General features: G+C 62.9%; 19 protein-coding genes and 1 pseudogene. 3 read left to right on the forward strand and 17 right to left on the reverse strand.

All coding sequences use genetic code 11. From position 1 onward, the window contains the following. Nucleotides 1–63 precede the first annotated feature (63 nt). The 15 genes from Q4543_RS13500 to Q4543_RS13570 all read right to left on the reverse strand — a co-directional run bounded on the left by Q4543_RS13500 (nucleotide 64) and on the right by Q4543_RS13570 (nucleotide 18,667). Complete coding sequence (locus Q4543_RS13500) at nucleotides 64–1,119, reverse strand: phosphotransferase family protein (protein WP_303439005.1); 1,056 nt, start codon at nucleotides 1,117–1,119, stop codon at nucleotides 64–66. Nucleotides 1,120–1,150: 31 nt separating this feature from the next. Continuing rightward, nucleotides 1,151–3,238: a 3-hydroxyacyl-CoA dehydrogenase NAD-binding domain-containing protein gene (locus tag Q4543_RS13505; protein ID WP_303439006.1), complete on the reverse strand. Its 2,088-nt coding sequence runs from the start codon at nucleotides 3,236–3,238 to the stop codon at nucleotides 1,151–1,153. A 20-nt stretch (nucleotides 3,239–3,258) separates the two neighbouring features. Then, nucleotides 3,259–4,449 carry an acetyl-CoA C-acyltransferase gene (locus tag Q4543_RS13510; protein WP_303439007.1) on the reverse strand — a complete coding sequence of 397 codons (1,191 nt, stop codon included), beginning with the start codon at nucleotides 4,447–4,449 and terminating at the stop codon, nucleotides 3,259–3,261. 24 nt (nucleotides 4,450–4,473) lie between these two features. Continuing rightward, nucleotides 4,474–5,934 (reverse strand): aldehyde dehydrogenase family protein, encoded by a 1,461-nt coding sequence (locus tag Q4543_RS13515; protein ID WP_303439008.1) that lies wholly within the window; start codon nucleotides 5,932–5,934, stop codon nucleotides 4,474–4,476. Nucleotides 5,935–5,959: 25 nt separating this feature from the next. Continuing rightward, on the reverse strand, nucleotides 5,960–6,355 hold the full coding sequence (locus tag Q4543_RS13520; RefSeq protein WP_216005673.1) for a carboxymuconolactone decarboxylase family protein: 396 nt from the start codon (nucleotides 6,353–6,355) through the stop codon (nucleotides 5,960–5,962). Nucleotides 6,356–6,380: 25 nt separating this feature from the next. Next, nucleotides 6,381–7,553, reverse strand: a complete 1,173-nt coding sequence (locus Q4543_RS13525) for a CaiB/BaiF CoA-transferase family protein (protein WP_303439009.1) — start codon at nucleotides 7,551–7,553, stop codon at nucleotides 6,381–6,383. Continuing rightward, nucleotides 7,550–8,422 (reverse strand): NAD(P)-dependent oxidoreductase, encoded by an 873-nt coding sequence (locus tag Q4543_RS13530; RefSeq protein ID WP_303439010.1) that lies wholly within the window; start codon nucleotides 8,420–8,422, stop codon nucleotides 7,550–7,552. Before Q4543_RS13530 ends, Q4543_RS13525 begins: the two co-directional genes overlap by 4 nt. A gap of 1 nt (nucleotide 8,423) precedes the next feature. After that, nucleotides 8,424–9,662, reverse strand: coding sequence for an acyl-CoA dehydrogenase family protein (locus Q4543_RS13535; protein ID WP_303439011.1), 1,239 nt, complete (start codon nucleotides 9,660–9,662; stop codon nucleotides 8,424–8,426). 167 nt (nucleotides 9,663–9,829) lie between these two features. Further along, nucleotides 9,830–10,600, reverse strand: coding sequence for an SDR family NAD(P)-dependent oxidoreductase (locus tag Q4543_RS13540; RefSeq protein WP_303439012.1), 771 nt, complete (start codon nucleotides 10,598–10,600; stop codon nucleotides 9,830–9,832). Further along, nucleotides 10,597–11,814: a mandelate racemase/muconate lactonizing enzyme family protein gene (locus tag Q4543_RS13545; protein ID WP_303439013.1), complete on the reverse strand. Its 1,218-nt coding sequence runs from the start codon at nucleotides 11,812–11,814 to the stop codon at nucleotides 10,597–10,599. The genes Q4543_RS13540 and Q4543_RS13545 overlap by 4 nt, the downstream gene beginning before the upstream one ends. A gap of 36 nt (nucleotides 11,815–11,850) precedes the next feature. After that, a complete protein-coding gene (locus Q4543_RS13550; RefSeq protein WP_303439014.1) occupies nucleotides 11,851–13,455 on the reverse strand; it encodes a GMC family oxidoreductase in 1,605 nt (534 codons plus the stop codon). Then, nucleotides 13,452–15,122 carry an ABC transporter ATP-binding protein gene (locus Q4543_RS13555; RefSeq protein WP_303439015.1) on the reverse strand — a complete coding sequence of 557 codons (1,671 nt, stop codon included), beginning with the start codon at nucleotides 15,120–15,122 and terminating at the stop codon, nucleotides 13,452–13,454. Before Q4543_RS13555 ends, Q4543_RS13550 begins: the two co-directional genes overlap by 4 nt. A gap of 40 nt (nucleotides 15,123–15,162) precedes the next feature. Further along, entirely contained in the window at nucleotides 15,163–16,077 is a 915-nt protein-coding gene (locus tag Q4543_RS13560; protein WP_303439016.1) for an ABC transporter permease, read from the reverse strand. A 1-nt stretch (nucleotide 16,078) separates the two neighbouring features. Then, nucleotides 16,079–16,996 (reverse strand): ABC transporter permease, encoded by a 918-nt coding sequence (locus tag Q4543_RS13565; RefSeq protein WP_303439017.1) that lies wholly within the window; start codon nucleotides 16,994–16,996, stop codon nucleotides 16,079–16,081. Nucleotides 16,997–17,137: 141 nt separating this feature from the next. After that, complete coding sequence (locus Q4543_RS13570) at nucleotides 17,138–18,667, reverse strand: ABC transporter substrate-binding protein (protein WP_303439018.1); 1,530 nt, start codon at nucleotides 18,665–18,667, stop codon at nucleotides 17,138–17,140. A gap of 202 nt (nucleotides 18,668–18,869) precedes the next feature. On the opposite strand from Q4543_RS13570, the gene Q4543_RS13575 reads away from it, so the two are divergent. After that, entirely contained in the window at nucleotides 18,870–19,757 is an 888-nt protein-coding gene (locus Q4543_RS13575) for a LysR substrate-binding domain-containing protein (protein WP_303439019.1), read from the forward strand. A gap of 765 nt (nucleotides 19,758–20,522) precedes the next feature. On the opposite strand, the gene Q4543_RS13580 is transcribed toward Q4543_RS13575, so the two are convergent. Then, entirely contained in the window at nucleotides 20,523–20,819 is a 297-nt protein-coding gene (locus Q4543_RS13580) for a transposase (RefSeq protein ID WP_303439020.1), read from the reverse strand. A 52-nt stretch (nucleotides 20,820–20,871) separates the two neighbouring features. Continuing rightward, a pseudogene (locus tag Q4543_RS13585) lies at nucleotides 20,872–20,955 on the reverse strand (IS5/IS1182 family transposase); the annotation flags it as partial. A gap of 459 nt (nucleotides 20,956–21,414) precedes the next feature. Between Q4543_RS13585 and Q4543_RS13590 the strand changes: the two are divergent. After that, on the forward strand, nucleotides 21,415–22,350 hold the full coding sequence (locus Q4543_RS13590; RefSeq protein ID WP_303439021.1) for a J domain-containing protein: 936 nt from the start codon (nucleotides 21,415–21,417) through the stop codon (nucleotides 22,348–22,350). After that, nucleotides 22,347–22,694 carry a chaperone modulator CbpM gene (locus Q4543_RS13595; RefSeq protein ID WP_303439022.1) on the forward strand — a complete coding sequence of 116 codons (348 nt, stop codon included), beginning with the start codon at nucleotides 22,347–22,349 and terminating at the stop codon, nucleotides 22,692–22,694. Before Q4543_RS13590 ends, Q4543_RS13595 begins: the two co-directional genes overlap by 4 nt. Nucleotides 22,695–22,871 lie beyond the last annotated feature (177 nt).

Genomic DNA, 22,871 nt, shown 5'->3' on the forward strand with positions numbered 1-22,871 from the left:
TCGCCGAAACTGGCCAGAGGCTCAGGCCAGGCGGGTGCCTGACGCGCCCGCCCGAACCATGGCTCAAAGATTCTCTTCGACGATGCGCCAGGCGTTTTCGGCCCGCACCCGCGCCAGATGCCCCAGCGTGAGCGCCTTTTGCGACGAGGCGTTGCCGTCAAGCCCGCGCTTATAGACGCCCTGAATGATCGCGGCGCTACGAAAGAATGAAAACACCACGAAAAACAAGTGGTTGTCGACAGACTCGCGACCAGAATAGCGGCAGTAAAGGTCAAGGAATTCCGCCTCGGTCGGGATGCCCAAGCTTTGAAAATCCAGCCCCTTGAACTGCCCGGTGGGCAAGTTGTCGGCGTGGTAATTGGCGCAGACATAGCCCAGATCGGCCAACGGGTGACCAAGGGTGCACAGCTCCCAGTCGAGCAGCGCGATCACCTCGGGAGAGCCCGCCGCCACGATGGCATTGCCGGGGCGGAAGTCACCGTGCACGATGGCGGCCTCGTCATCCTCTGGCAGGTTGGCGGGCAGCCAGTCCATCAGCTTGTTCATTGCGGTGATGGTCTCGGTTTCCGTCGCCTTGTACTGCTTGCTCCAGCGCGCCACCTGACGCGACAGATAGCCCTGAGGTCGGCCGAAATCGCCCAGGCCCACGGCCTCGGGGCGAACCGCATGCAGCGCCGCCAATGCCTTGATGAAACTGTCGTAAAAGGCGCGCCGCTCTGGCGGTGTCAGCCCCGGCAGGCTGGGATCGTGAAACACCCGACCCTCGACCATTTCCATGACGTAGAAGTCGGTTCCGATCACCGAAGCATCGGTGCACAGGTGCAGCATTTTCGGCACCGGAACCGAGGTGTCGCGCAGCGCGTGCATCACCCGGTATTCCCGGTCCACCGCGTGGGCCGACGGCAGAAGCGTTCCCGGCGGCTTCTTGCGCAGGACGTATTTGCGCCCCCCCGCGTCCAGCTGATAGGTCGGGTTGCTTTGCCCGGCGTTGAACTGGCGCACCGTCAAGTCGCCGGAAAAGCCCGGCAAATGATCCGCCAGATAGGTTCGCAGAGCGTTTTCATCGAAACTGAGCGCCTCACTGACGTCGATCAGGGGCGGGCCGCCGTTCTCACTCATGGGGTGGGTCCTTTTATGTTGTCCGTCCGGCTCATCCGTTCAGATCCGCAAAGCTGCGCCCGTCGCGCTGCATCTTGCGAAGCAGATCGGGCACCTGCCAGAAATGCGGGTCTTCGGCGGCGTAATCTTCGATGCGCCGGATCAGCTCTGCCGGGCCGATCAGATCGGCCTGATGCATCGGCCCGCCGCGATGGCGGGGAAAGCCGTAGCCGAACAGTTCGACCGCATCGATATCCACCGGACGCAGGGCGACGCCCTCTTCGAGCACCCGCACCGCTTCGGCGATCATCGCTGTCAGGCAGCGGGCGACGATGGTCTCGCGGCTGAAGGCACGCGGGGCGAGGCCCAGCGCCCGGCGTTCGGTCTCGACGATCGCCACTGCGCCGGGATTGGCGACGGGTTTCTTGCCGGCCTCGTAGAGGTAATAGCCCTGTCCGGTCTTGCGCCCGAACCAGCCCTGATCGCAGATCAGATCGGCGACGCGGGAATAGCGCTCTTGCGGCGGGCGGGTCGCGGCCTTGCGATCCCGGGTGGCCCTCGCAATATCCAGCCCGGCCAGATCGTTGACCGCAAAGGGCCCCATGGCAAAGCCGAACTCCTCGAGCGCAGCGTCGATCTCGGCGAAATCGGCCCCGTCAAGCAGCAGGTAATCGGCGGCGCGGCGATACTGCGTCAGGATGCGGTTGCCGATGAAGCCGTCGCAGTTCCCGGCGCGCACCGGCACCTTGCCAAGCTTGCGCGCCAGCGCAAAAGCCGATGCAACACAGCTTGGCGCGGTATTGTCGGCGACGACCACCTCGATCAGCCGCATGATATGGGCTGGCGAAAAGAAGTGCAGGCCGATCACGTCTTCGGGCCGGGCGGTGGCTGCAGCGATCTGGTTGACGTCAAGATACGAGGTATTGGTGGCAAGGATCGCACCCGGCTTGCAGATCGCATCAAGCTTGGCAAACACCCCGATCTTGGCCTCCATATTCTCGAAGATCGCCTCGATGACCAGATCGGCCTCGGCGGCAACATCCAGACTGTCGGTGCACCCCAGCCCGTCAAGCGCGGCCTTGTGCGACTCTGCGGTCAGTTTGCCGCGTTTCAGAGCACCTGCGAGGTTCTTTTCGATGCCGCTGCGGGCCTGAGCGACACGGGCGCTTTGCGCTTCGATCAGGTCGGTCTGATAGCCGCCGATCAGTACGGAGGTGGCAATACCCACCCCCATCGTGCCGCCACCGATCACGGCGATGCGCTGTATCGTGCGCGGGGTGGCGGATTTTTCCGGGATCTGACCAGTGGCCCGCTCAGCAAAGAAAGCGTGCACCAGCCCGGCGCGTTCGTCACCGGCCATCAGCTCCATGAACAGCGCGCGTTCACCCGCAAGCCCCTCGTCAATGGGCAGGGTCGCGGCGCAGACTGCCTCCAGTGCCTTCAAAGGCGCCATCAGCGCCGGGCGCTTGGCCTCTAGGCGGCTGCGTGCAGCGTCTACAGCGGCCGGATCATCGGCAACCACTCGCGCGTCGGTCTGCCGGTGTGCCAGCGTTCCGGCCAGCACATCGCGGGCCGCTGCAATCCCGGCCGCGCGCGCCGGGCCTTCGACCAGCCGATCGAGAATGCCAAGCGACAGCGCCTCGTCCGCCAGCACATCGCGCCCCGAGCAGATGATATCGATGGCGCTTGCCAACCCGGTCAGCCGTGGCAGGCGCTGCGCGCCGCCAGCCCCCGGAAGCAGCCCCAGCTTCACCTCTGGCAAGGCGATCCGCAGTCCCGCCACACCGACCCGCAGATGCGTCGACAGCGCCAGTTCCAGCGCGCCGCCAAAGGCAACGCCGTGCAGCGCAGCGATCACCGGCTTGTCGCTGTCGTTCAGCGCCTTGAGAACCTGTGGCAGGGTCGGTTGCACATCCGCCTTGCCAAAATCCTTGATATCCGCGCCCGCCGAGAAATACCGCCCCTCGCCGTAAAGCACGATGGCGCGGATCGCCGGATCGCGGCTCAGGGTCTGAAAAGCGTCATGGATAGCACTGCGCAGCGCCAGCCCCACCGCGTTGACCGGTGGTTTGGCAAGGCAGATCAGACCGATCTCGCCTTCGGTTTCGATCCTTGCGATTGCCGTCACGTCGTCTTTCATGGCCTCAGCCTCCTCGCCCTTCATTGCAAACGCTCGATGATCACCGCGATGCCCTGCCCGAAACCGATGCACATCGACAGGCAGCCATAGCGGCCACCACTGGCCTCGAGCTGGCGCAGCCCGGTCAGGATCAGCCGCGCGCCGGATGCGCCCAGCGGATGACCGATGGCGATGGCGCCGCCATTCGGGTTCAGCCGCGCATCATCGGGCGCGATCTTGAGCGCGGCGCAGCAGGCGATGACCTGCGAGGCAAAGGCTTCGTTGATTTCGATCACATCCATATCCGCAAGGCTCAGCCCCGCGCGGGTCAGCGCCTTGGGAATGGCATGGGCCGGGCCGATCCCCATCACCCGCGGCGCCACCCCGGACACCGCCCCGGCAAGAATGCGCCCGCGCGGTGCAGGCCCAAGACCCGCCCGCCCGATCAGCAGCGCGCCTGCCCCATCGTTGATGCCCGAAGCATTGGCCGCCGTGACCACCCCCTTGGGATCGAGCGGGCGCATCGCCGCCATCTTTTCAAGGGTCGTGTCGGGGCGCGGATGTTCGTCCTGCGAGACCCTCGTGACGGCCCCCTTGCGCCCGGCAATCGAGATCGGAGTTATCTCGCCGTCATAAAACCCGGCCTCGCGCGCGGTTTCATAGCGCCGCTGGCTGGCCTCGGCGAACAGATCGCAGGCCTCGCGCGACAGGCCGAAGTCAGCCGCCAGATTGTCGGCGGTCTGCGGCATGGACTCGTGGCCAAACGCTTCCTGAAACCGAGGATTGGGAAAGGGCTTGCCGGCGGTGGCATCGTGGATTTCGCTCTGGCGTGACCAGGCCGTCGCCGATTTGCCCATCACGAAGGGCGCACGGGTCATGCTTTCCACGCCGCCGGCGACGAACAGATCGCCCTCGCCCACCGCCACCGCCCGTGCCACATCCAGCGCCGCCGCCATGCTGGACCCGCAAAGCCGGTTGACCGTCTGCGCGCCCACCCCCTCGGGCAGTCCGGCCAGTAGTGCGGAAAACCGCGCGATATTGCGGCTGTCTTCGCCGGACTGGCAGACATTGCCCAGCACCACGTCTTCGATCTGATCGCCCGAAAGCTCTGTGCGAGCCATTAGCGCGGTGATGACCTGCGCCATCAGATCATCGGGGCGGATCGCGGCCAGCGCGCCGCCGTGGCGGCCAAAAGGGCTACGCAGCCCGTCGTAGATATAGGCATCCAGCATGGTGTCTTCCTTTTCCTGTCCGGCTCAGTCGGTGGTGAACCGGCCTGCGTCGGCCATTGCGTCGATCGACGGCATCACCTTGACCTCGAGATATTCCTCGAGCCCGAAAGCCCCGCCCTCACGCCCGTTTCCGGAGTGTTTGTACCCCCCGAAGGGCGAGCCATAGCTGGCACCCTGCCCGTTGATCGCCACCACCCCAGCGCGCAGCTGTCGGGCGACGCGCCGCGCCCGCCCGGCGCTGCCGGTCTGGACGTAGGCAGCAAGGCCGTAATCGCTGTCATTGGCGATGCGGATCGCGTCTTCTTCGGTGTCGAACGGGATGATGCACAGCACCGGGCCAAAGATCTCTTCGCGGGCGATGCGCATGTCATTGCTGACATCGGCAAAGATCGTCGGCCTTACGAACCAGCCCTTGTCAAAGCCTTCGGGCCGCCCCGGCCCACCGGCCAGAAGCCGGGCGCCCTCGTCAAGGCCCAGCTGGATCATCGCCTGAACCCGCTCGAACTGCATCTTATCAAACAGCGGGCCGATATGGCCGCCCTCTTTGGCGGGATCGTCGACGGCCTGCGCCTCGGCTGCCTTGCGCGCAAGGTCGAGCACCGCGTCATAGCAGCTGCGTTCGACCAGCATCCGAGTCGGCGCGTTGCAGCCCTGCCCGGTGTTGAGAAAGCAGCGCTGCACCGAGGCGGCCACGCAGGTTTCCAGATCGGCATCAGCAAAGATCAGGTTGGCGGATTTGCCGCCCAGTTCCAGCGCCACGCGTTTGACTGTTTCGGCGCTGTCGCGCGACACCATCGCCCCGGCGCGGGTCGAGCCGGTAAAGGACATCATCGCCAAATCCGGGTGGCGCGACATGGCGCTGCCCACGCCGGGGCCATCCCCGAACACAAGGTTGAACACGCCCGCAGGCAGGCCCGCCTCATGCACGCATTGCGCAAAGATCGCCGCAGACAGCGGCGTGTGTTCCGAGGGCTTGAGCACGCAGGTCGCGCCTACCGCAAGCGCTGGCATGACCTTTTGCGCGATCTGGTTGATCGGCCAGTTCCACGGCGTGATCAGACCGCAGACCCCGATGGGGTCCTTTCGGATGATGTCACCGTTCGGCAGGCTGTATTCTTCGGAATGGGCCTCGAGCGCGGCGACATAAGCGGCGGCGTGGCGCGGACCGCAGCCGGCCTGCGCGTTGCGCGCAAGGGTGATCGGCGCCCCCATCTCGGCGCTTATGGCGTCGCCCATATCATTGATGCGCGCCTCAAGCGCCGCCTGCAGCGCACGCAGATAGCCCAGCCGCTCGGTTTTGGTCGTGCGCGAATAGCTTTCAAAGGACCGGGCAGCGGCGGCGACGGCGCGATCCACATCCGCCGCCGTACCAAGGGTGACGGTGCCGATCTGCGCCTCGCTCGCCGGGTTCAGAATGGGGAAATCCCGCCCGCCCTGCCCGCTGGTCCAGACGCCGTCGATGTAATGCTTGTCGAGTATGGTCACGTCGTTGCGCTCCGCTTCCTGTGGGTCACTTGTCGGCCGCGTCCAGCAGCCCGCGGTCTTCCAGCACCTTGCGGGCATGGCGGAAGCATTCCAGCGATTGCGGCACGCCGCAGTAGATGCCGATGATGTGGATAATCGAGCGGATCTCTTCCTTGGTGACGCCGTTGTTGATGGCGCCGTTGCAGTGGATTTCCCACTCGTGCATCTTGCCCAGCGCGGCCAGCATCACGAGGTTGAGCATCGAGCGGGTCTTGTGATCGATCGTGTCATCGCCCCAGCCAAACCCCCAGCACCACGCGGTCATCGCCTCTTGAAACGGGCGGGTGAACTCATCTGCGGCGGCAAGGTTGCGTTCCACATACTCTGCGCCGACAACCGCCTTGCGCTGTTTCAGGCCGTGTTCAAAAAGATCGTTGTTCATCTGTTCAATTCCTTAAATTGGGGGATCAGGCCACCACGCCTTGGGCATAAAGCGTGTCGATCTGCTCGGCGGCATAGCCGAGCTCGGTCATGATCTGCCGGGTGTGCTGGCCGATGGTGGGGGATTGCGACAGCACCTCGCCCACGGTGAAATCGGGCAGACCGGGGATGTTGGGCACCGGCCAAGGATCGTCGCTGCCCGCCTGTTCCAGCCAGCTGAACACGCCGATTTCCTTGGCCTGAGGGTGGTGGACGAAATCGCGATAAGACTGCACGACCTCGTTTTGCAGCCCCGCCTTGCTGAGCCGATCCGACAGCGCGGCGGCGTCCCATGTGGCGGTGATCCCGCGTACATAGTCGTTGAGGTAATCGATATCGGCCAGCCGCCCCGCGATGGTGTGAAAACGTTCTTCGGCCCAAAGCTCGGGCAGATCCATCAGATCGCAGAAGGTGGCGAATTCACGGTCGCGCACGATGTTGATCTGGATGTAGCCGTCCTTGGTTTTGAACGTGCCCGAGGGTGCGGTGGATGCCTTGCGCGCCCCGCCGCGAAACCCGCTGAGCAGACGCACGGCCTGAATGGCGGCGGCGCCTTCCATCAGGCTGATCTCGATCTTGCGGCCCCGGTTGTGATCGCGCCGCGCATAGAGCGCCCCGGCAAGCGATTGCGTGGCAAACAGCCCCGTCGCCATGTCGAAATAGCTGACCGGCGTGTGATGCGAGATACCGTCAAGCCCGGTGTTCTCATCCACGAAGCCGCTGAAGGCCTGCAACATCGGGTCCATCGCCGGGCGGTCGCGCATCGGCCCCGACTGGCCATAGCCCGAGATCGACACATAGAGCAGCCCCGGATTCATCTCGGCCAGCCGCTCATAGCCATAACCGAGCCGCTCAGCCACGCCGGGGCGATAGCCTTCGATGAACACATCGGCCTGCCCGATCATCTTGTCGGTGATCTCTTTGGCCTCGGGTTGTTTGAGGTTCAGGCTGATGGCGCGTTTGCCCATGTTCGCGACAATGGAATAGGCGGTGTGATCGCCGTAGACCCCGCCGATCAGACGCGCCCAGTCGCCCCCCGCCGGTTCGACCTTGACCACATCGGCCCCCTGCTGGGCCAGCAACATGGCGCAATACGGCCCGGCGAGCCCTTGAGAAAGGTCGACGACCTTCAACCCCTCGTATGGGCGCTCAAAGCTCATGATTTCCCCCTGTTTTCGAGAACTTCGAACACGCGGGTGAAATCGGATTGCGGCGGTAGGGTCTGTTCGACGAGGTTCCACACCTCGGCCACCCGCTCGCCCATGAGGTTGGAGGTACCCGCCTCGCGCACGAATTCGTTGTAAAGCCGCACATCCTTGTTCAACAGCTCGGCAAAGAAGCCGGCATCATAGGTGCCGGGCAGCACGCGGTTGGGGAATTTATCCTCGATCGCGGTATTGTTGCCGGTCGAAACCTTCACCACGTCGATGATGGTTTTCATCTCGACCCCATGCGCCAGCCCGAACAGCACCGCCTCGGAGCTGGCCGCCATCGCGGTGGCCGACAGGAAGTTGTTCAGCAGCTTGACCGCCTGCCCCTGCCCCGGCGTGTCGCCGACGTGAAAGGTGTTCTTGGAAAACAGGTCAAGGATCGGCTGGTGGCGGTCCATTTCTGCGCGCGACCCGGACCAGATGATGGTGATCGCCGCCTTGAGCGCGCCTTGTCGCCCGCCGCTGACCGGGGCGTCGATATAGGTCATGCCCGCGCCCTGAATGGTGGCGGCGGCCTGTTTGGCAGCGGCCGGGCCGATGGTGGACATATCGATAATGACCTTGCCCGCGACATCCGGCAGGGCGGCGATTTCGCCCGCAACCGCGTTGACGATCTTGCCATCGGGCAGCGACAGGAAAACCGTGTCCGCCCCCGCTACGACGGCGGCAAGGCTATCGACCTCAATGCCGCCCTTGGGGGCAAGGCCCGGCGTGCGGTCATGGCACAGAACGGGCGCATCGCCCTTGCAGATAAAGGCGCACATGGGTTCGCCCATCTGGCCCAACCCGACGAAACCGATGGTTTTGGGAGCAGTCATGTCACACCTTCTTGTTTGTGTATTTTTTCAGTTCAAGCCGAGCGATCTGGTTCTGGTGAACCTCGTCCGGGCCATCGGCCAGACGGATCGCGCGGGCGCGGGCATAGGCGTAGGACAGGCCGAAATCGTTCGACACGCCGGCGGCGCCATGGGCCTGGATCGCCCAGTCGATGACCTGCGCGGCCATGTTGGGGGCAACGACCTTGATCATGCCGATGTCCTTGCGGGCTTCCTTGTTGCCGACCTTGTCCATGCGGTCGGCGGCGTTCAGCGTCAGCAGCCGCGCCTGATCGATCAGGATGCGCGCATTGGCGATACGCTCGCGCGTCACGCCCTGATCCGACAGCGGCTTGCCAAAGGGATGCCGGTCGAGCACCCGCTTGCACATCTTTTCCAGCGCGACCTCGGCCTGCCCGATCATCCGCATGCAGTGGTGGATGCGCCCCGGCCCCAGGCGACCCTGCGCGATTTCAAATCCACGCCCTTCGCCAAGCAGGATGTTGGACACCGGAACCCGCACGTTGTCATAGATGATTTCGCCATGCCCGTGCGGCGCATCGGAAAAGCCGAACACTGGAATCATCCGCTTGATTGTCAGGCCGGGCGTGTCGCGCGGCACAAGGATCATGCTTTGCTGGCGATAGGGGTCTGCGCCGTCGGGGTCGGTCTTGCCCATCACGATGAACAGTTTGCAGCGGCTATCGCCAGAGCCGGAGGTCCACCATTTGCGCCCGTTGATGACATATTCGTCGCCGTCGCGGGTGATGGTCAGGCTGATGTTGCGCGCATCCGATGACGCCACATCCGGTTCGGTCATGGAAAAGCACGAGCGGATTTCGCCCGCCAGAAGCGGCTCCATCCATTGTTTTTTCTGCTCTTCGGTGCCGAAGCGTTCCAGCGTTTCCATGTTGCCGGTGTCGGGGGCCGAACAGTTGAACACCTCGGCCGACCACGGCGCACGCCCCATGATTTCGCACAGCGGCGCGTATTCGAGGTTGGTCAGCCCGCCGCCCTTGCGGCTTTCGGGCAGGAACAGGTTCCACAGACCCGCTTCGCGCGCCTTGGGCTTGAGCGCTTCGATGATCGGAACACCGCCCCAGTTTTCCCAATGCTCGACGCCATAGCCCATCTCTTGCAGCTGCTGGGCATAGAGTGGTTCGTTGGGGTAGATGTGGTCTTCCATGAACGCATTCAGCCGCGCGCACAGGTCTTTCACCTTTGGGCTTTGGTCGAAATCCATTGATATTGCTCCATTATTTTCTGGCGCAGGGCCATTTTACGGCCGCAGGAAGCCGCGGCCTGAAATCGGCCGTTACGTTCCGTCCTGCGGAGATGTTCAGGTGTTCAGTGTTTCCGCCCTATCTGGGCGACGCCCCCCTAGGGGCCGACATGCCGGGTGACGCGTCCCTAGGGGCCGACGATGGTGGTTCCGCCATCCACGACGATGACCTCCCCTGTGATGAACCGGGCCGACGGACCGGCAAGGAAGGTGGCGACCCCGCCGATGTCTTCGGGTGCGCCCAGACGGCGCACCGGGGTGCGGGCGATCCGGTCGTCGCGCAGGCTGTCGTTTTCCCAAAGCGCGCGGGCGAAATCGGTCTTGATCAGCCCCGGCATGATGCAGTTGACGGTGATGTTTTTCGGCCCCCATTCCACTGCGAGCGAGCGGGTCACACCCACATCCGCCGTCTTGGAAATGCCATAGGCCCCCAGCGTCGCCGATCCGCGCAAGCCACCGATGGACGAGACGATAATGAACGCCCCGCCCCCCGCGTCGGCCATATGCGGCATGGCGGCATTGGCGAACCAGATGGCGCTGTGCACGTTCGACGTCATCACCTTGTCGAACGCTTCATCCGACAATTCGGCCAGCGGGCCATAGACCGGGTTGACCGCCGCATTGGCGACGAAAATGTCCAGCCTCCCCCACGCCGCATGGGTTTGCGCCACCAGCGCCTCGCAGTCCTCTCGGCGCGAGATGTTGCAGGCGATGGCCATGGCCTCGCCCCCGGCGGCGCGGATTTCTTCGGCGGCCGCTTCGCAGGCGTCGATCTTGCGGCTGGCGATGGCGACCTTGGCGCCCATCGCGGCCAGATGATGGGCGATGGACAGGCCGATGCCCTTGCTGCCGCCGGTGACGATGGCGACTTTGCCGTCCAGGGAAAATGGGTTCTTCATGGGGTTGTCTCCGCTAAAATCGCACATGCCGGCTCATCGCCCATCCGCAGTTGCAGCCGCTCGCCGGTGTAGGGGTTGGCCTCGGCCACCGCTTCGTTCAGTTCGACCCCAAGCCCCGGCGCGGTGGGCGGAATGATGTAGCCATCCTCCCAGCGGATCGGGGTGGTCAGGATCTCCGCGTGGAAGCCGCCCCATTGCTCGATCCCTTCCATGATCAAGAAGTTCGGGCTACAGGCCGACACCTGGATATTGGCTGCGCCGACGACCGGGCCGCAGAACAGATGCGGCGCGATCTGGGCGTGAAAGGCCTCGCCCATCGACGCGATCTTTTTCGCCTCAAGAATGCCGCCCACACGGCCAAGGTTCATCTGCAGGATCGAGGCCGCATCCTGCCGCAGCAGATCTGCAAATTCGTACTTGGTGGTCAGCCGCTCGCCCGTCGCCACTGGAATGCGCGTGCCCGCAGCCACCCGCGCCATGCCGGCAATGTTGTCGGGAGGGGTCGGTTCCTCGAACCAAAGCGGATCATGCGCCTCCAACCGCCGCGCCAGACGCAGCGCGCCCGAGGGTGACATCTCGCCATGGGTGCCGATCAGGATATCGCAGCTGGTGCCCACCGCTTCGCGCACGCGGGCGGTGTAGCGGTCGGCGAAATCCAGCGTTTCCATCGACAGCTGGCGCGGATCGAACGCGGTATAGGGGCGCGCGGGGTCGAATTTCAGCGCGGTGAAGCCTTGGGCGATGTATTCCAGCGCCCGTTCGGCGGCGGCATCGGGGTCGTCATAGACCTTTTTGTTCGACGCGGCATCGGCCGGGGCGTTGAGATAGGTGTAGCTGCGCAGCCGCTCGTGCACCTTGCCGCCGAGCAACTCGTACACCGGCTTGTCCAATGCCTTGCCGATGATGTCCCACAGCGCCATCTCGATGCCGCTGAAAATGCCCATCACCGTGGGATCGGGGCGCTGCGAGAATCCGGCGGAATAGACGTGGCGGAAATGGCGTTCGATCTTGAACGGATCGGCCCCCGCGAAATGGCGGTCGAACATGTCGTCGATCATCGCCACCAGCGCCTTGGGGTGAAAAGCGACGCCGTAGACCTCGCCGTACCCCACAGTGCCGCAATCGGTGGTGACCTTCACAAAGACCCAATACGGCCCGCCCCGGTGGATGGATTTATTGCCGACCACAAAGGTCTTGATATCCTTGATCTTCATCTTGGTGTTCGCTTCTTTTTTGTGGGTCTGGCCATGTCAGGCGATGTCTTGCAGGATCATGTCGGCAGCTTTTTCACCGATCATGATGCAGGCGGCGTTGGTGTTGGCCGACACCAGCGTCGGCATGATCGACGCATCGGCCACGCGCAGCCCCGTGAGCCCGCGCACCCGCAGCTGAGGATCGACCACCGCGCCGTCATCGGCGCCCATGCGGCAGGTGGAACTGGGGTGAAAGATCGACCCGCCATTGGCGCGCACGTACTCCAGCAGCGCGGCATCGTCGGCCACATCCGCTCCCGGCATCATCTCAGCGCTGATGTAATCGGACAGCGCCGGTTGGGCGGCGACCTTACGCACCAGTTTCATGCCCGCCACCATGGTTTCCCGGTCGGTGTGGGTGTTCAGGTAATTGGGCTGGATCAGCGGTTTTGCCGTGTGATCTGGCGAGGTGATCCGCACATGGCCCCGGCTTTCTGGCCGCAGCTGGCACATGGTGACGGTAAATCCGGAAAACGGGTCCAGCGTGCGGCCACGTTTCTGCGCGGTGTAGCGCAGAAAATGGAACTGCACGTCGGGCGTGGCGCAATCGGGGCGGGTCTTGGCAAAGACACCCACCTGCCCGGCGCTCAGCGACATTGGCCCGCTGCGATCCTTGAGCCATTGCAGCGCCACACCGATCTTGCGGGGCCAGCTGCGCACTTCGTCATTGACGGTGACGGGTTGCGCGCAGCGATAGGTGCTACGGCAGGTGTAATGATCCTGAAGGTTCTCACCGACTTCGGGCAGATGGTGCGCCACCTCGATCCCATGCTCGCGCAGGAGGGAGGCGTTGCCGATGCCCGACAGCTGCAAAATCTGCGGCGAGTTGATCGCCCCCGCCGCCAGCAACACCTCGCGCCCGGCGCGCAGGATTTCGACCGTACCGCCCCGCTCGACCTCGACCCCGACAACGCGGGTGCCGTCGATGATCAGGCGGCGCACCATGGTGTCGGTCTGCACCTTCAGGTTGGGCCGTTTGCGCGCCGGTTTGAGATAGGCGGTTGCCGCGCTGCTGCGCCACCCGTTGCGTGTGGTGACCTGGAAATAGCCCGCGCCCTCTTGCTCGTGGCCGTTGTAGTCGGGGTTGGTGGGAATCCCTGCCTGCGCCGCGGCGGCGATATAGGCATCGCACAGCGGGTTCGGACTGGCGCGGCTGACGCCCAGAGGCCCGTCGCGGCCATGGCAATCCTCGTCGATATTGTCGATCGACGCGCCCTCGGCCCGACGGAAATACGGCAGCACGTCGGAATAGGCCCAGCCCGTGTTGCCAAGCTGGCGCCAGTGGTCGAAATCCTCGGCCTGCCCGCGCGCATAGACCAGCCCGTTGATCGAGCTGCACCCGCCCAGCACCTTGCCGCGCGGCCAGTCGAAACGCCGACCGGCAGTTTCCGGCACGTCTTCGGTCTGGTAGCTCCAGTTGATGCGCGCATCATCCATCGTGCGGTAATAGCCGATGGGGATGTGAATCCACGGGTTGAGATCGCGCGGCCCCGCCTCAAGCAGCAGCACCCGCAGCCCCGGTTTCGCCGACAGCCGGTTGGCGAGCACGCATCCCGTGGACCCCGCCCCGATGATGATGAAATCAAAGGTCGCCTCGGTCATAGCGTGCCCACCTTTCGTGCGGCGGCCTGCGGCGCGAATTCGGCCATCATCGGGATCTCCCAGTCCTGCCCCGGCTGCGCGGCGATCAGAGCCTTGGTGTAGTCGTGCTCTGGCGCGGTAAAGATCCGCCCGACGCCGCCGCGTTCGACCACTTCGCCGTGCTTCATCACCAGCACCTCGTCGCAGATCTGCGCCGCGACGCGCAGGTCGTGGGTGATGAAGATCACGGTCAGGCCGAGCCGGTCGCGGATGTCGTTGATCAGCTTGAGCACCTCGCGCTGGATCGACACATCCAGCGCCGACACCGCCTCATCCGCGATCAGCACCTTGGGGTTGACCACCAGCGCGCGGGCGATGCACAGCCGCTGGCGCTGGCCACCGGAAAACTGGCTGGGATAGCGGTGCACCGAATATTTCGGCATCTGCACGATTTCCAGAAGCTTGTAGACCCGGTCCCACGCTTCCTCGCGCGGGACGCCGAAATTGATCGCGCCCTGGATCAGCTGGCTGCCGATGGTGCGGCGCGGATTTAGCGAGCCATACGGGTCCTGAAACACGATCTGGATGTCCTTGCGGTGCTGACGCAGCGCGGCAGAGGTCTGGCTGGCGAAATCGACGCCAGAGATGTTGATCGCGCCGCTGTCGGGGTCGATCAGCCGCATCAGGCAGCGCACCAGCGTGGTCTTGCCAGAGCCGGATTCCCCGACGATGCCCAGCGTTTCGCCGCGCCGGACCTGAAACGAGATGTCCTTTACCGCACTCACCGTGCGGCTTTTCTTGAACATGCTTCCGGCGGTGTGAAAGGTCTTGTTCAGGTTCTGAACGTCGATCACCACCGGGTTTTCCGACACCACATGCTCGCGGTCTTCGGCGCGGCGCGGCACGGCGTCGATCAGTGCGCGGGTATAGGGGTGCTGGGGGTTGTTCAGCACCTCTTGCGCGGTGCCCTGTTCGACGATCTGCCCGTGGCGCATCACCACCACGCGGTCGGCGATTTCGGCCACGACGCTGAAATCATGGGTGATGAACATGATGCCAGCATCGTGGTTGGCATTGAGCTGCTTGAGCAGGTGCAGGATCTGCTTTTGCGTCGTAACGTCCAGCGCCGTGGTCGGCTCGTCGGCGATCAGCAGCTTGGGATCCAGCGCGAGGGCCATGGCGATCATGATCCGCTGCCGCTGCCCGCCGGACAGCTGGTGCGGATAGGAATTGAACAGCCGCTCGGGGTCGGGCAGACGCACCTCTTCAAGCAGCTTGAGCGTGCGCTTGCGCCGTTCGGCGGCGTCATAGTCGCGATGCACGCGGAACACTTCGGCAATCTGGTCGCCAACGGTATAGGCCGGGTTCAGCGCCGTCATCGGTTCCTGAAAGATCATCGCCATGCGGTCGCCGCGCAGGGCGTTGTGTTCGGTCGGGTCCAGCGTCAGAACATCCCGGCCATCAAATTCGATCTCACCGCCGGTGACGCGCAGGCTCGAGGCCAGCAACCCCATGGTCGCCAGCGAGGTGATCGACTTGCCGGAGCCGGATTCGCCCACCACGCACAGGATCTCCTTGGGGCGGACGTCGAAGGTCAGGTTCTGCACCGCGTTGGCCCGTTCGATCTTGACCGGCAGGGCCACGGTGAGATTGCGGATCGAAAGGATTGGCTTGGTCGTATTGGTCATGTGCTTGCCGATCTTGCCAGAGTGAGTGTCCAGGGGCGCATCAGTTGCGATCCTCGGGGGCGGTGACATCGCGCAGCCCGTCGCCAACAAGGTTGATGGCCAGAACCAGCAGGAACAGCGCGGTGCCGGGCACGGCAATCAGCCAGCCATCAAAGAACATCAGCCCCTTGGCATCCGAGATCATCAGCCCCCAGCTGGGTGTCGGCGGCTGCACCCCCAGCCCAAGGAAGGACAGCGCCGCTTCGAGCAGAATGGCATGGGCCATTTCAAGCGTGGCGATGACGATGATATGGTTGGAGATATTCGGCATCACCTCGGAGAACAGGATGCGCGGGGTGGAACTTCCCAAGGCGCGCGCCGAGGCGACGAAATCCAGCCCCCTCACCTGTTGCGTGGCACTGCGCACCACCACTGCAAAGCGATCCCAGATCAGCAGCCCGATCACCCAGATCACCACGGTCAGTGACGAGCCCACGATGCTGATCACCGCCAGCGCCACCAGAACCACCGGCATCGACAGGCGCGTGGTGATGAGGAAGCTGATCACCATGTCCACCCGGCCGCCGAAATAGCCGGCGCAAATTCCCAGTACGGTGCCGATCACACCCGAAATCAGCATTGCCGAGAAGCCGATCAGCAGCGAGATCCGCGCGCCGTAGATCAGGCGCGACAGGTAATCGCGGCCTAGATGATCGGTGCCCAGAATATGGTCCCACGTTGCCTTGGAACTGTCGAACCAGACCGGCGGGACCAGCTTGCGCGACAGCACCTGCGCATAGGGATCATGCGGGGCCAGCAGCGGTGCAAAGATCGCCACCAGCACGATGGTCAGGATGACCAGACCGCCCAGCATCAGGCCTCGGTGCGATTTGGCGTGCGAGAGCATCACCTTGCCAGGGGACAGAACGGGCGCGTCGGCCATCGGCTCAAGACTGTTGTTTTCCAGCGTGCTCATGTCATCCGATCCTGATGCGCGGGTCCAGCCAGGCGTTCAGCACGTCGGCAAAGAAGGTCAGCGCGATGTAAAAGAAGCTGAGTACCAGCACGATCGCCTGCATCATCGGCAGGTCCGCCCGCTGGATCGATTCCCAAGCGAGGAAACCCAGCCCGTTGATGGCAAAGATCGTCTCGATCACGATCGAGCCACCCAGCATGAAGCCGAACTGCACCGCCGCCAGCGACACCACCGGGATGATCGCGTTGCGCAAGGCGTGCTTGAACAACAGCGAGAACTTGCTAACGCCCTTGGCTCGCGCCGTGCGGATGTAGTCCGAGCGCAGCACCTCGAGCATCCCGGCGCGGGTCAGGCGCATGACACCGGGGGTGATGTAGTAACCCAGTGCAATCGACGGCATGACGAAATGTTTCCAGCTATCGCTGCCCGACACCGGCAGGATCCGCCAGTTGATGGCAAACCAGAGCATCATCGTCAGCCCGAACCAGAAGCTTGGCATCGCCTGACCGACAACGGCGATGGTCAGGGCAAACCGGTCGAGCAGGCTGTTGGGCCGGATCGCCGCCAGAACCCCCAGAGGAATCGACAGCGCCAGCGCGAACACCAGCGCGCACAGGCCCAGCGTCATCGTCGTGGGCAGGCGCTGAAAGATTTCCTCTGACACCGGCTGGTTGAGATAATGCGACTGGCCGAGATCGCCCTGCACCGCCCGTGTCAGCCAGTTGATATACTGCACCGGGATCGGCTTGTCGTAACCATAGGTCTCACGGATGGTTTGCAGATCGGCTTCGGTGGCGCTCTCACCGCCCAGCGCGATCGCCGGGTCGCCAGACAGGAAATTGAGTGAGAACGTGAGCGACGACACCGTCAGGGCGACAAGCACCGCCATCGATAGTCGCTTCAGTAAGAATGCAAGCACCGGTCAACCTCGTTCGTTGTTAGGATGTCCATGGAAGGGTCAGTGCCATCGCGCTTAGCCGGATTTCAGGGCGGCGCGCAGACGGGGGGCCCCGCGCGGCCCCAAAGGTCCGCGACAAAGGTCTTTCGTCAGATGGCGATGCTACTTCCAGCTGGCCTCGTAAAGGCGCGGGATCTCATCCGCCGTCGGCGTGAAGTTGAGATCGTTCGAGAAGGCATAGTACTTGGTGTAGGTGAACATCGGCAGCCAGTACAATTCTTCCGAGATGATGTTGAGCGCCTCGGCATATGCCTCTTTGCGCACCTCGGGATCGACAGAGGTATCACCGCGATGCAGGGCCTCGGCTGTGCGCGGATCCTTGGCCGGATCGTCAGCGCCGCCCGAAAAGAAGTGGCTGGTGATCGCTGCAACATCCGGGATCGAGCTTGACCCCCATGTCATCTGGGCAACCGGGGTCTTGCCGTTCTGAAGCGCCTGAAGCAGCGAGCTGTATTGCAGCCAGTTGAGCTTGGGCCGAATGCCGACAGCGGCCAGATCCCCAATGACCGCCTCGGTGAATTCCCGCTCGCGATAGCCGTAGAGATCAAAATCGAACCCGTCCGGGTATCCGGCTTCGGCGAGAAGCGCCTTGGCCTTTTCCGGATCGTAATCATACTTCGGCACGTCTTCGGTGCAGCCGAACTGTTCGGGATGGCAGGCCGAATGAATGACCACAGAGGCCGGGCCGACCAGTTCCTTGGCGATGGCTTCGCGGTTGATCGCATGGGCGACGGCGGCGCGGACCTTTTGATCGGTGAAATAATCCTGCCCCGAACTGCCGGTGACGTCGAAGGTCAGATAGGAAATCCGCAGGGTCTTTTCGTTGACCACCTGCACCTGTCCGCTGTCTTCAAGACGCAGGGCCTGTTCCTTGGGAACGTCCCAGGCCCAATCCAGACCGCCGGTCATCAGTTCGGCCAGCTGGGTGTTGGTTTCACCGATCGTGCGGAAATTGATGTGGCCAATTTGCGGGGTGCCCTTGGGGCCGTCCGCGAAGTAATTTTCGTTCTTGTCCCAGTTGACGTATTTGCCGGTCCGCACGTCGCTGACGCGATAGGGGCCGGTGCCATTCGGCGTGACGCCCGACAGATCGCGGGTGCCATCGGCTCCGATGGTCGAGCCATCGTAATAGCCTTCGGGCATGATCGAGATTTCATTGGCCAGATAGGCAAAGGCGTTGGGGAACGGCTGAACCAGTTCAAGGCGCACCTTGTACTGATCGATCTTGGTGGCTGATTTCATCCAGTTCACCACGGACTGCGCGGGAACGCCGTTTGCCTCATCCGCGAGGAAGTTGATGGTATAGACCACGTCATCGGCATCAAACGTGCTGCCATCGTGGAACACCACACCCCGGCGCAGATCGAACTCGACCACGGTGTTGCTCTTCCACTCCCATCCGGTGGCCAGAAGCGGGTCGAAATCGCCGGTTTCATTGTTGAAAAGAACCAGCCCGTCCCAGCCCATATGGCCCATGATCACCAGCTCGCGGGTCACGCTGAAATAGGGATCAACAACGGCGACTTCCTTGTCCGTTGCCCAGTTCAGCGTGTCGTCCGCCTTCCCGGCCATGACTGGCAAAGCCGTCGAGGCCAACAGACCAACCAACAGGGAAATCTGAATAGATTTCATGAGTTCTCTCCTCCTTGACACGCTTCAGCACGTATTTTCTATCGAAAATCGCCTCCCCGCGATTAATTCGATTGTGCCGCCATGACCACCGGCGTTTCGGCTGGGTGATCCGTGTTGAAGCGAGTGTCGCTTCGGCCTAGCTATAAAGCAAATTCTTAATTATCATCAGGCCATACCGAAAACTGATGGGGGGTGCCAAGCGATGCTGCGGTTCAATCTGCGCCAGATCGAAGCGTTTCGAGCCGTGATCGAAACCGGAAACATGACCCATGCCGGCGAGGTTCTTGGCGTCACGCAACCGGCGATCAGCCGCCTGATCCGCGATCTCGAAGAGGAATACGGCTTGCAGCTGTTCGTCCGTCAGGCCGGGCGGATCGAGCCCACCAAGGATGCCATTGCCCTGCATGTCGAAGTCGAGCGATGCTATGGCGAGCTGGAGCAGCTGGTCAAATTCGCGACCAACCTCGGAGAGTTCCGCCGCAAGCGGCTGCGGGTCGCCTCGACCGTGGGGCATTCCTATTTCCTGCTGCCCGAAGTGATCCGGCGGTTCCACGATCTCTGTCCGGATGTGATCATCAACTTGTTCAGCGGCACCTCTCCCGAGGTCGTGGAGCAGATCGAAAAGGGCCGGTCCGACATCGGTCTGGCGCTTCTGCCGCTGGACGTGCACGGCGTCGACATCCGGGAGTTGCCAGAGACCAACCTTGTCTGCGTCATGCCGCAGGCTCACCCTCTGGGAAAACTCGCCACCGTCACGCCCGGCGATCTGGCGCAGGTTCCCCTGCTGCTGATCTCTGAAAGCAGTCTGATGCGGAAGCGTTTGCTACAGGCGTTCAAGGACGCAGACGTCACCCCCAATGTCATCCTAAACTCCACATATACCGGCCCGATCTGCAGTCTTGTCGCCAATGGCATGGGCGTGTCGATCATGGATAAACTGACCGCTGATGCCTATTCGGGGCTAGCGATCGACATCCGACCTTTCAGCCCGAGCATTCCTTGCGAATTGAAGCTGGTGCTTCCGGCGTCGCAGGTTCTGTCGCAGCCCGGAAAGGTGTTCCTCGATCTGCTTCTCGAACACACACAGTGAGCGATGGGGCGGCGTCAGTCGCGCCCAAGCCTAGGTTTAAATGCGGCACCAAGGCGCTGCCTCCGGGCAGTCAGCCAAGGCCCCTCGCCTCGGTGTGTCGCCCGAGGCTTGCAGACCTGCGCAGCCCAGCAGGTCACACCTCTTTCCAATGGATCAATGACCAGCCTCTGAAGGAAAAGCCCCGGAAAACCAAAAGCCCCGCGTTCCTGAAGGGCTTGTCAGGATCAAATATTGCGGTCCAGATGAATTTCTCTGGATTTGCGCAGCAACGCCAAAGAAAAGCCGAGGGCGGTGTAACCGTTCATGACCGTGATCCGGACTTGGTTCTCTCCTGAAGGTTTTCCAAAGCTGGCTGTGGCACACCGGTGACCATCCCGGGGTGGCGGCCCGCGTCGACAAACCTCGGAATGAGGAAGCCGCGGAGGGCTTGGCTCAGGCTATGAGTAAAGTGTGCGGCCCGTCGGAGCGACCATTGGATCCGAGCACGGCTGGCAGCGTGATGTGCGACCGATCCCTTCGCTGATCGCCCCAACTGCGTGGAGAGATTGTGGGAAAAAATACCCACGCAGTCTGGCCAGTGACGGCCGGCGCGATCTGGGTTTGCAGGGAGCATCCGGTGCCATTCTGTAAAAGAGAGTCGATGACAGGCGATTTATCATGCGGCCTGTTCCCTCGTTGGCGCCCGCAACATTGGTTGCTGCTCTCATCGATAGATTGCGATGATGCGAACGGGGCCATCGCAGCAGGGGCATGGTTCGCGCAGGTTTAGTGGTATGATCTCGCCTTGACCTGTTGAAGGCGTCGGAGGCACTGCAAGGCGAGGATCTGTGTGATGCTGGCCTTGCGGGTCGAACTGGACAGCAGGCCGTAGTGGCGGATGCGGCGAAACCCGCCGAGCAGAACATAGATCAGGAAGCGACGCGCGAACTTGGACGTGGCTACCCACATCACCTTTTGTCGGCCACCTGATTTGATTTCGCTGAATTTGTGCAACAACGTCCAAATGGTCGCAACCAGAACTATTAAGACGTTGCCATTGAACAAAATAATACCGATCTGCACGTGGCGATCATCTCTCTCGGGACAGTGCCGCGCACTGCCCTGCGGGGCAGTGAACGCGAGGCTTGCCGTGGGACTTGGGTAAGAATGGCTCAAGACGCGCCATCTGGGCGTCGGTCAGCCAGAACAGATCAAACATGTTCACCGCCCGTTTTCGGAACGTGAATCGCGCCATCCCGAGTAAATCAAGGGGTCCCGCGCCCAGACCCCTACGCCAGGCGATGAATATCGAACTGCACGGCCCCCGTGTTCCATATGACAAGACATCCGTGTCCAATCCGCGGCCACCCTTTTCTCTCAACCGAACGATAGCCCGCTGTGACCCGATCCAAATGAGCAGGATCAAATCGTCGGGCACCTCTTGCTGTATAGTCGATCAGGAAAACGCCTCGCACGCCCAAGCCGAGACGCCGTGCCATCGCAGCCAGAACAGGAGCAGGACAGCAATGATCAGATATGATGACTTGGGATGGCTGGCAGACCAGATCGCACGGGCGCGCACCAGAGGTTTGGCGGGCCGTGTCAGGCTCACGGCGCGCCGTGCTCTGCGGGTCCGGGCCGGGTCTGCCTCAGGCGATGTCAGACCGAGCCAAAACCAATGAGCGACGATCCCTATGACATTCTCGGCCTTGCGAAAACGGCGAGCGCAGACGAGATCAAGTCAGCCTATCGCAAGCTGGCAAGATCGTGCCATCCCGACCTGAACCCTGACGACAAAGCCGCAGAGGCGCGTTTCAAGGCCGCATCACAGGCCTATGAGCTGCTGAAAGATCCCGAGACCCGCGCCAAATTTGATCGCGGAGACATCGATGCCACCGGCGCAGAGCGTCCGGACCGGCAATATTATCGCGATTATGCCGAGGCTTCACAGAACCCTTACCAGTCGGGACGCGGCTTCGAAGGGTTTGGCGATGCGTCGGACCTGTTCGCCGAGTTCATGCGCCAGCAAGGTCAGCGCCAAGGGACCCATGGTGGACGACACGGCGGTTTCCATGCCCCCGGCCCCGACCGGCGCTATGCGCTCGAGGTGATGTTCATGGACGCGGTCAAGGGCGGCACGACGCGGATCACCCTGCCCGACGGCGACACGCTGGATGTGAAAATTCCGCAAGGCGTGCAGGATGGCCAGACCATTCGCCTGCGCGGCAAAGGGGGCCCCGGGATGGGCGATGGCCCACCGGGCGACGCGCTGGTGACGCTGACGGTCAAGGCCCATCCGGTCTTTCGCCGCGAGGGCAATGACATCATCATCACCCTGCCGATCACCTTCGACGAGGCCATCCTCGGCGGCAAGGTCGAGGCGCCGACAATTGACGGGCCGGTCAAACTCAGCATTCCCAAGGGGGCCAGCGGCGGCCAGATCCTGCGGCTGCGCGGTCGCGGCGTGAAACCGGCAGGACAGGCAAACGCAGGCGATCAGCGGGTTGAGCTGAGGATCGTCGCGCCGGAGAAGATCGACAGCGAGCTGGCGGCGTTTATGCAGAGCTGGCGCAAGAGCCACCCATACAACCCGCGGGAGGGACTGATGCCATGAGCCGGAAATACACCGAAGCCGAAGCGATCGCGTCCGTTGACAGGCTGACGATCGTCCAGCTTCGATCCTTTGTCGAGGCCGAAGTCATCACGCCAACGCAAACCGACACCGGGCCGGTATTTCGTCAGGTCGATCTTGCCCGGATCGAGTTGCTCTGCGAGCTTTCGGAGGATTTCGACCTGCATCTCGATGCCCTCGGGATCGTCATCTCGCTGATCGATCAATTGCATGGCGTGCGAGGAAGCCTGCGGGCGGTATTGGACGCAGTGGAGCGCGAACCCGAAAACGTGCGTCTGCGCATCCAGAAGGCCATCCGGGAAAAGGCCGCCATCGTCGATCAATAAAACGGCAGGTCGCGGCCCGCCAGACACCGGCATACCGGCTTGGCATGAGACCGGAGCGAACCGCATACGCGACTTGCCGCGCGGATTGCCAAGGCAAGGACTCCGTTGCAGCCCCCCGAACTGCGCAATTGAGACAGGTCAAGGCGATCGCGGGGTTCTACCTCCATACTGGGATCG

The sequence above is a fragment of the Salipiger sp. 1_MG-2023 genome (assembly GCF_030547555.1).
Lineage (GTDB): Bacteria > Pseudomonadota > Alphaproteobacteria > Rhodobacterales > Rhodobacteraceae > Salipiger.

What these genes read in the sequence shown, in the direction of transcription:
- Q4543_RS13500 (WP_303439005.1), bottom strand. Translation starts at nt 1,119, where the DNA reads ATGAGTGAGAACGGCGGCCCGCCCCTGATCGACGTCAGTGAGGCGCTC.
- Q4543_RS13505 (WP_303439006.1), bottom strand. Translation starts at nt 3,238, where the DNA reads ATGAAAGACGACGTGACGGCAATCGCAAGGATCGAAACCGAAGGCGAG.
- Q4543_RS13510 (WP_303439007.1), bottom strand. Translation starts at nt 4,449, where the DNA reads ATGCTGGATGCCTATATCTACGACGGGCTGCGTAGCCCTTTTGGCCGC.
- Q4543_RS13520 (WP_216005673.1), bottom strand. Translation starts at nt 6,355, where the DNA reads ATGAACAACGATCTTTTTGAACACGGCCTGAAACAGCGCAAGGCGGTT.
- Q4543_RS13525 (WP_303439009.1), bottom strand. Translation starts at nt 7,553, where the DNA reads ATGAGCTTTGAGCGCCCATACGAGGGGTTGAAGGTCGTCGACCTTTCT.
- Q4543_RS13530 (WP_303439010.1), bottom strand. Translation starts at nt 8,422, where the DNA reads ATGACTGCTCCCAAAACCATCGGTTTCGTCGGGTTGGGCCAGATGGGC.
- Q4543_RS13535 (WP_303439011.1), bottom strand. Translation starts at nt 9,662, where the DNA reads ATGGATTTCGACCAAAGCCCAAAGGTGAAAGACCTGTGCGCGCGGCTG.
- Q4543_RS13540 (WP_303439012.1), bottom strand. Translation starts at nt 10,600, where the DNA reads ATGAAGAACCCATTTTCCCTGGACGGCAAAGTCGCCATCGTCACCGGC.
- Q4543_RS13545 (WP_303439013.1), bottom strand. Translation starts at nt 11,814, where the DNA reads ATGAAGATCAAGGATATCAAGACCTTTGTGGTCGGCAATAAATCCATC.
- Q4543_RS13550 (WP_303439014.1), bottom strand. Translation starts at nt 13,455, where the DNA reads ATGACCGAGGCGACCTTTGATTTCATCATCATCGGGGCGGGGTCCACG.
- Q4543_RS13555 (WP_303439015.1), bottom strand. Translation starts at nt 15,122, where the DNA reads ATGACCAATACGACCAAGCCAATCCTTTCGATCCGCAATCTCACCGTG.
- Q4543_RS13560 (WP_303439016.1), bottom strand. Translation starts at nt 16,077, where the DNA reads ATGAGCACGCTGGAAAACAACAGTCTTGAGCCGATGGCCGACGCGCCC.
- Q4543_RS13570 (WP_303439018.1), bottom strand. Translation starts at nt 18,667, where the DNA reads ATGAAATCTATTCAGATTTCCCTGTTGGTTGGTCTGTTGGCCTCGACG.
- Q4543_RS13575 (WP_303439019.1), top strand. Translation starts at nt 18,870, where the DNA reads ATGCTGCGGTTCAATCTGCGCCAGATCGAAGCGTTTCGAGCCGTGATC.
- Q4543_RS13590 (WP_303439021.1), top strand. Translation starts at nt 21,415, where the DNA reads ATGAGCGACGATCCCTATGACATTCTCGGCCTTGCGAAAACGGCGAGC.
- Q4543_RS13595 (WP_303439022.1), top strand. Translation starts at nt 22,347, where the DNA reads ATGAGCCGGAAATACACCGAAGCCGAAGCGATCGCGTCCGTTGACAGG.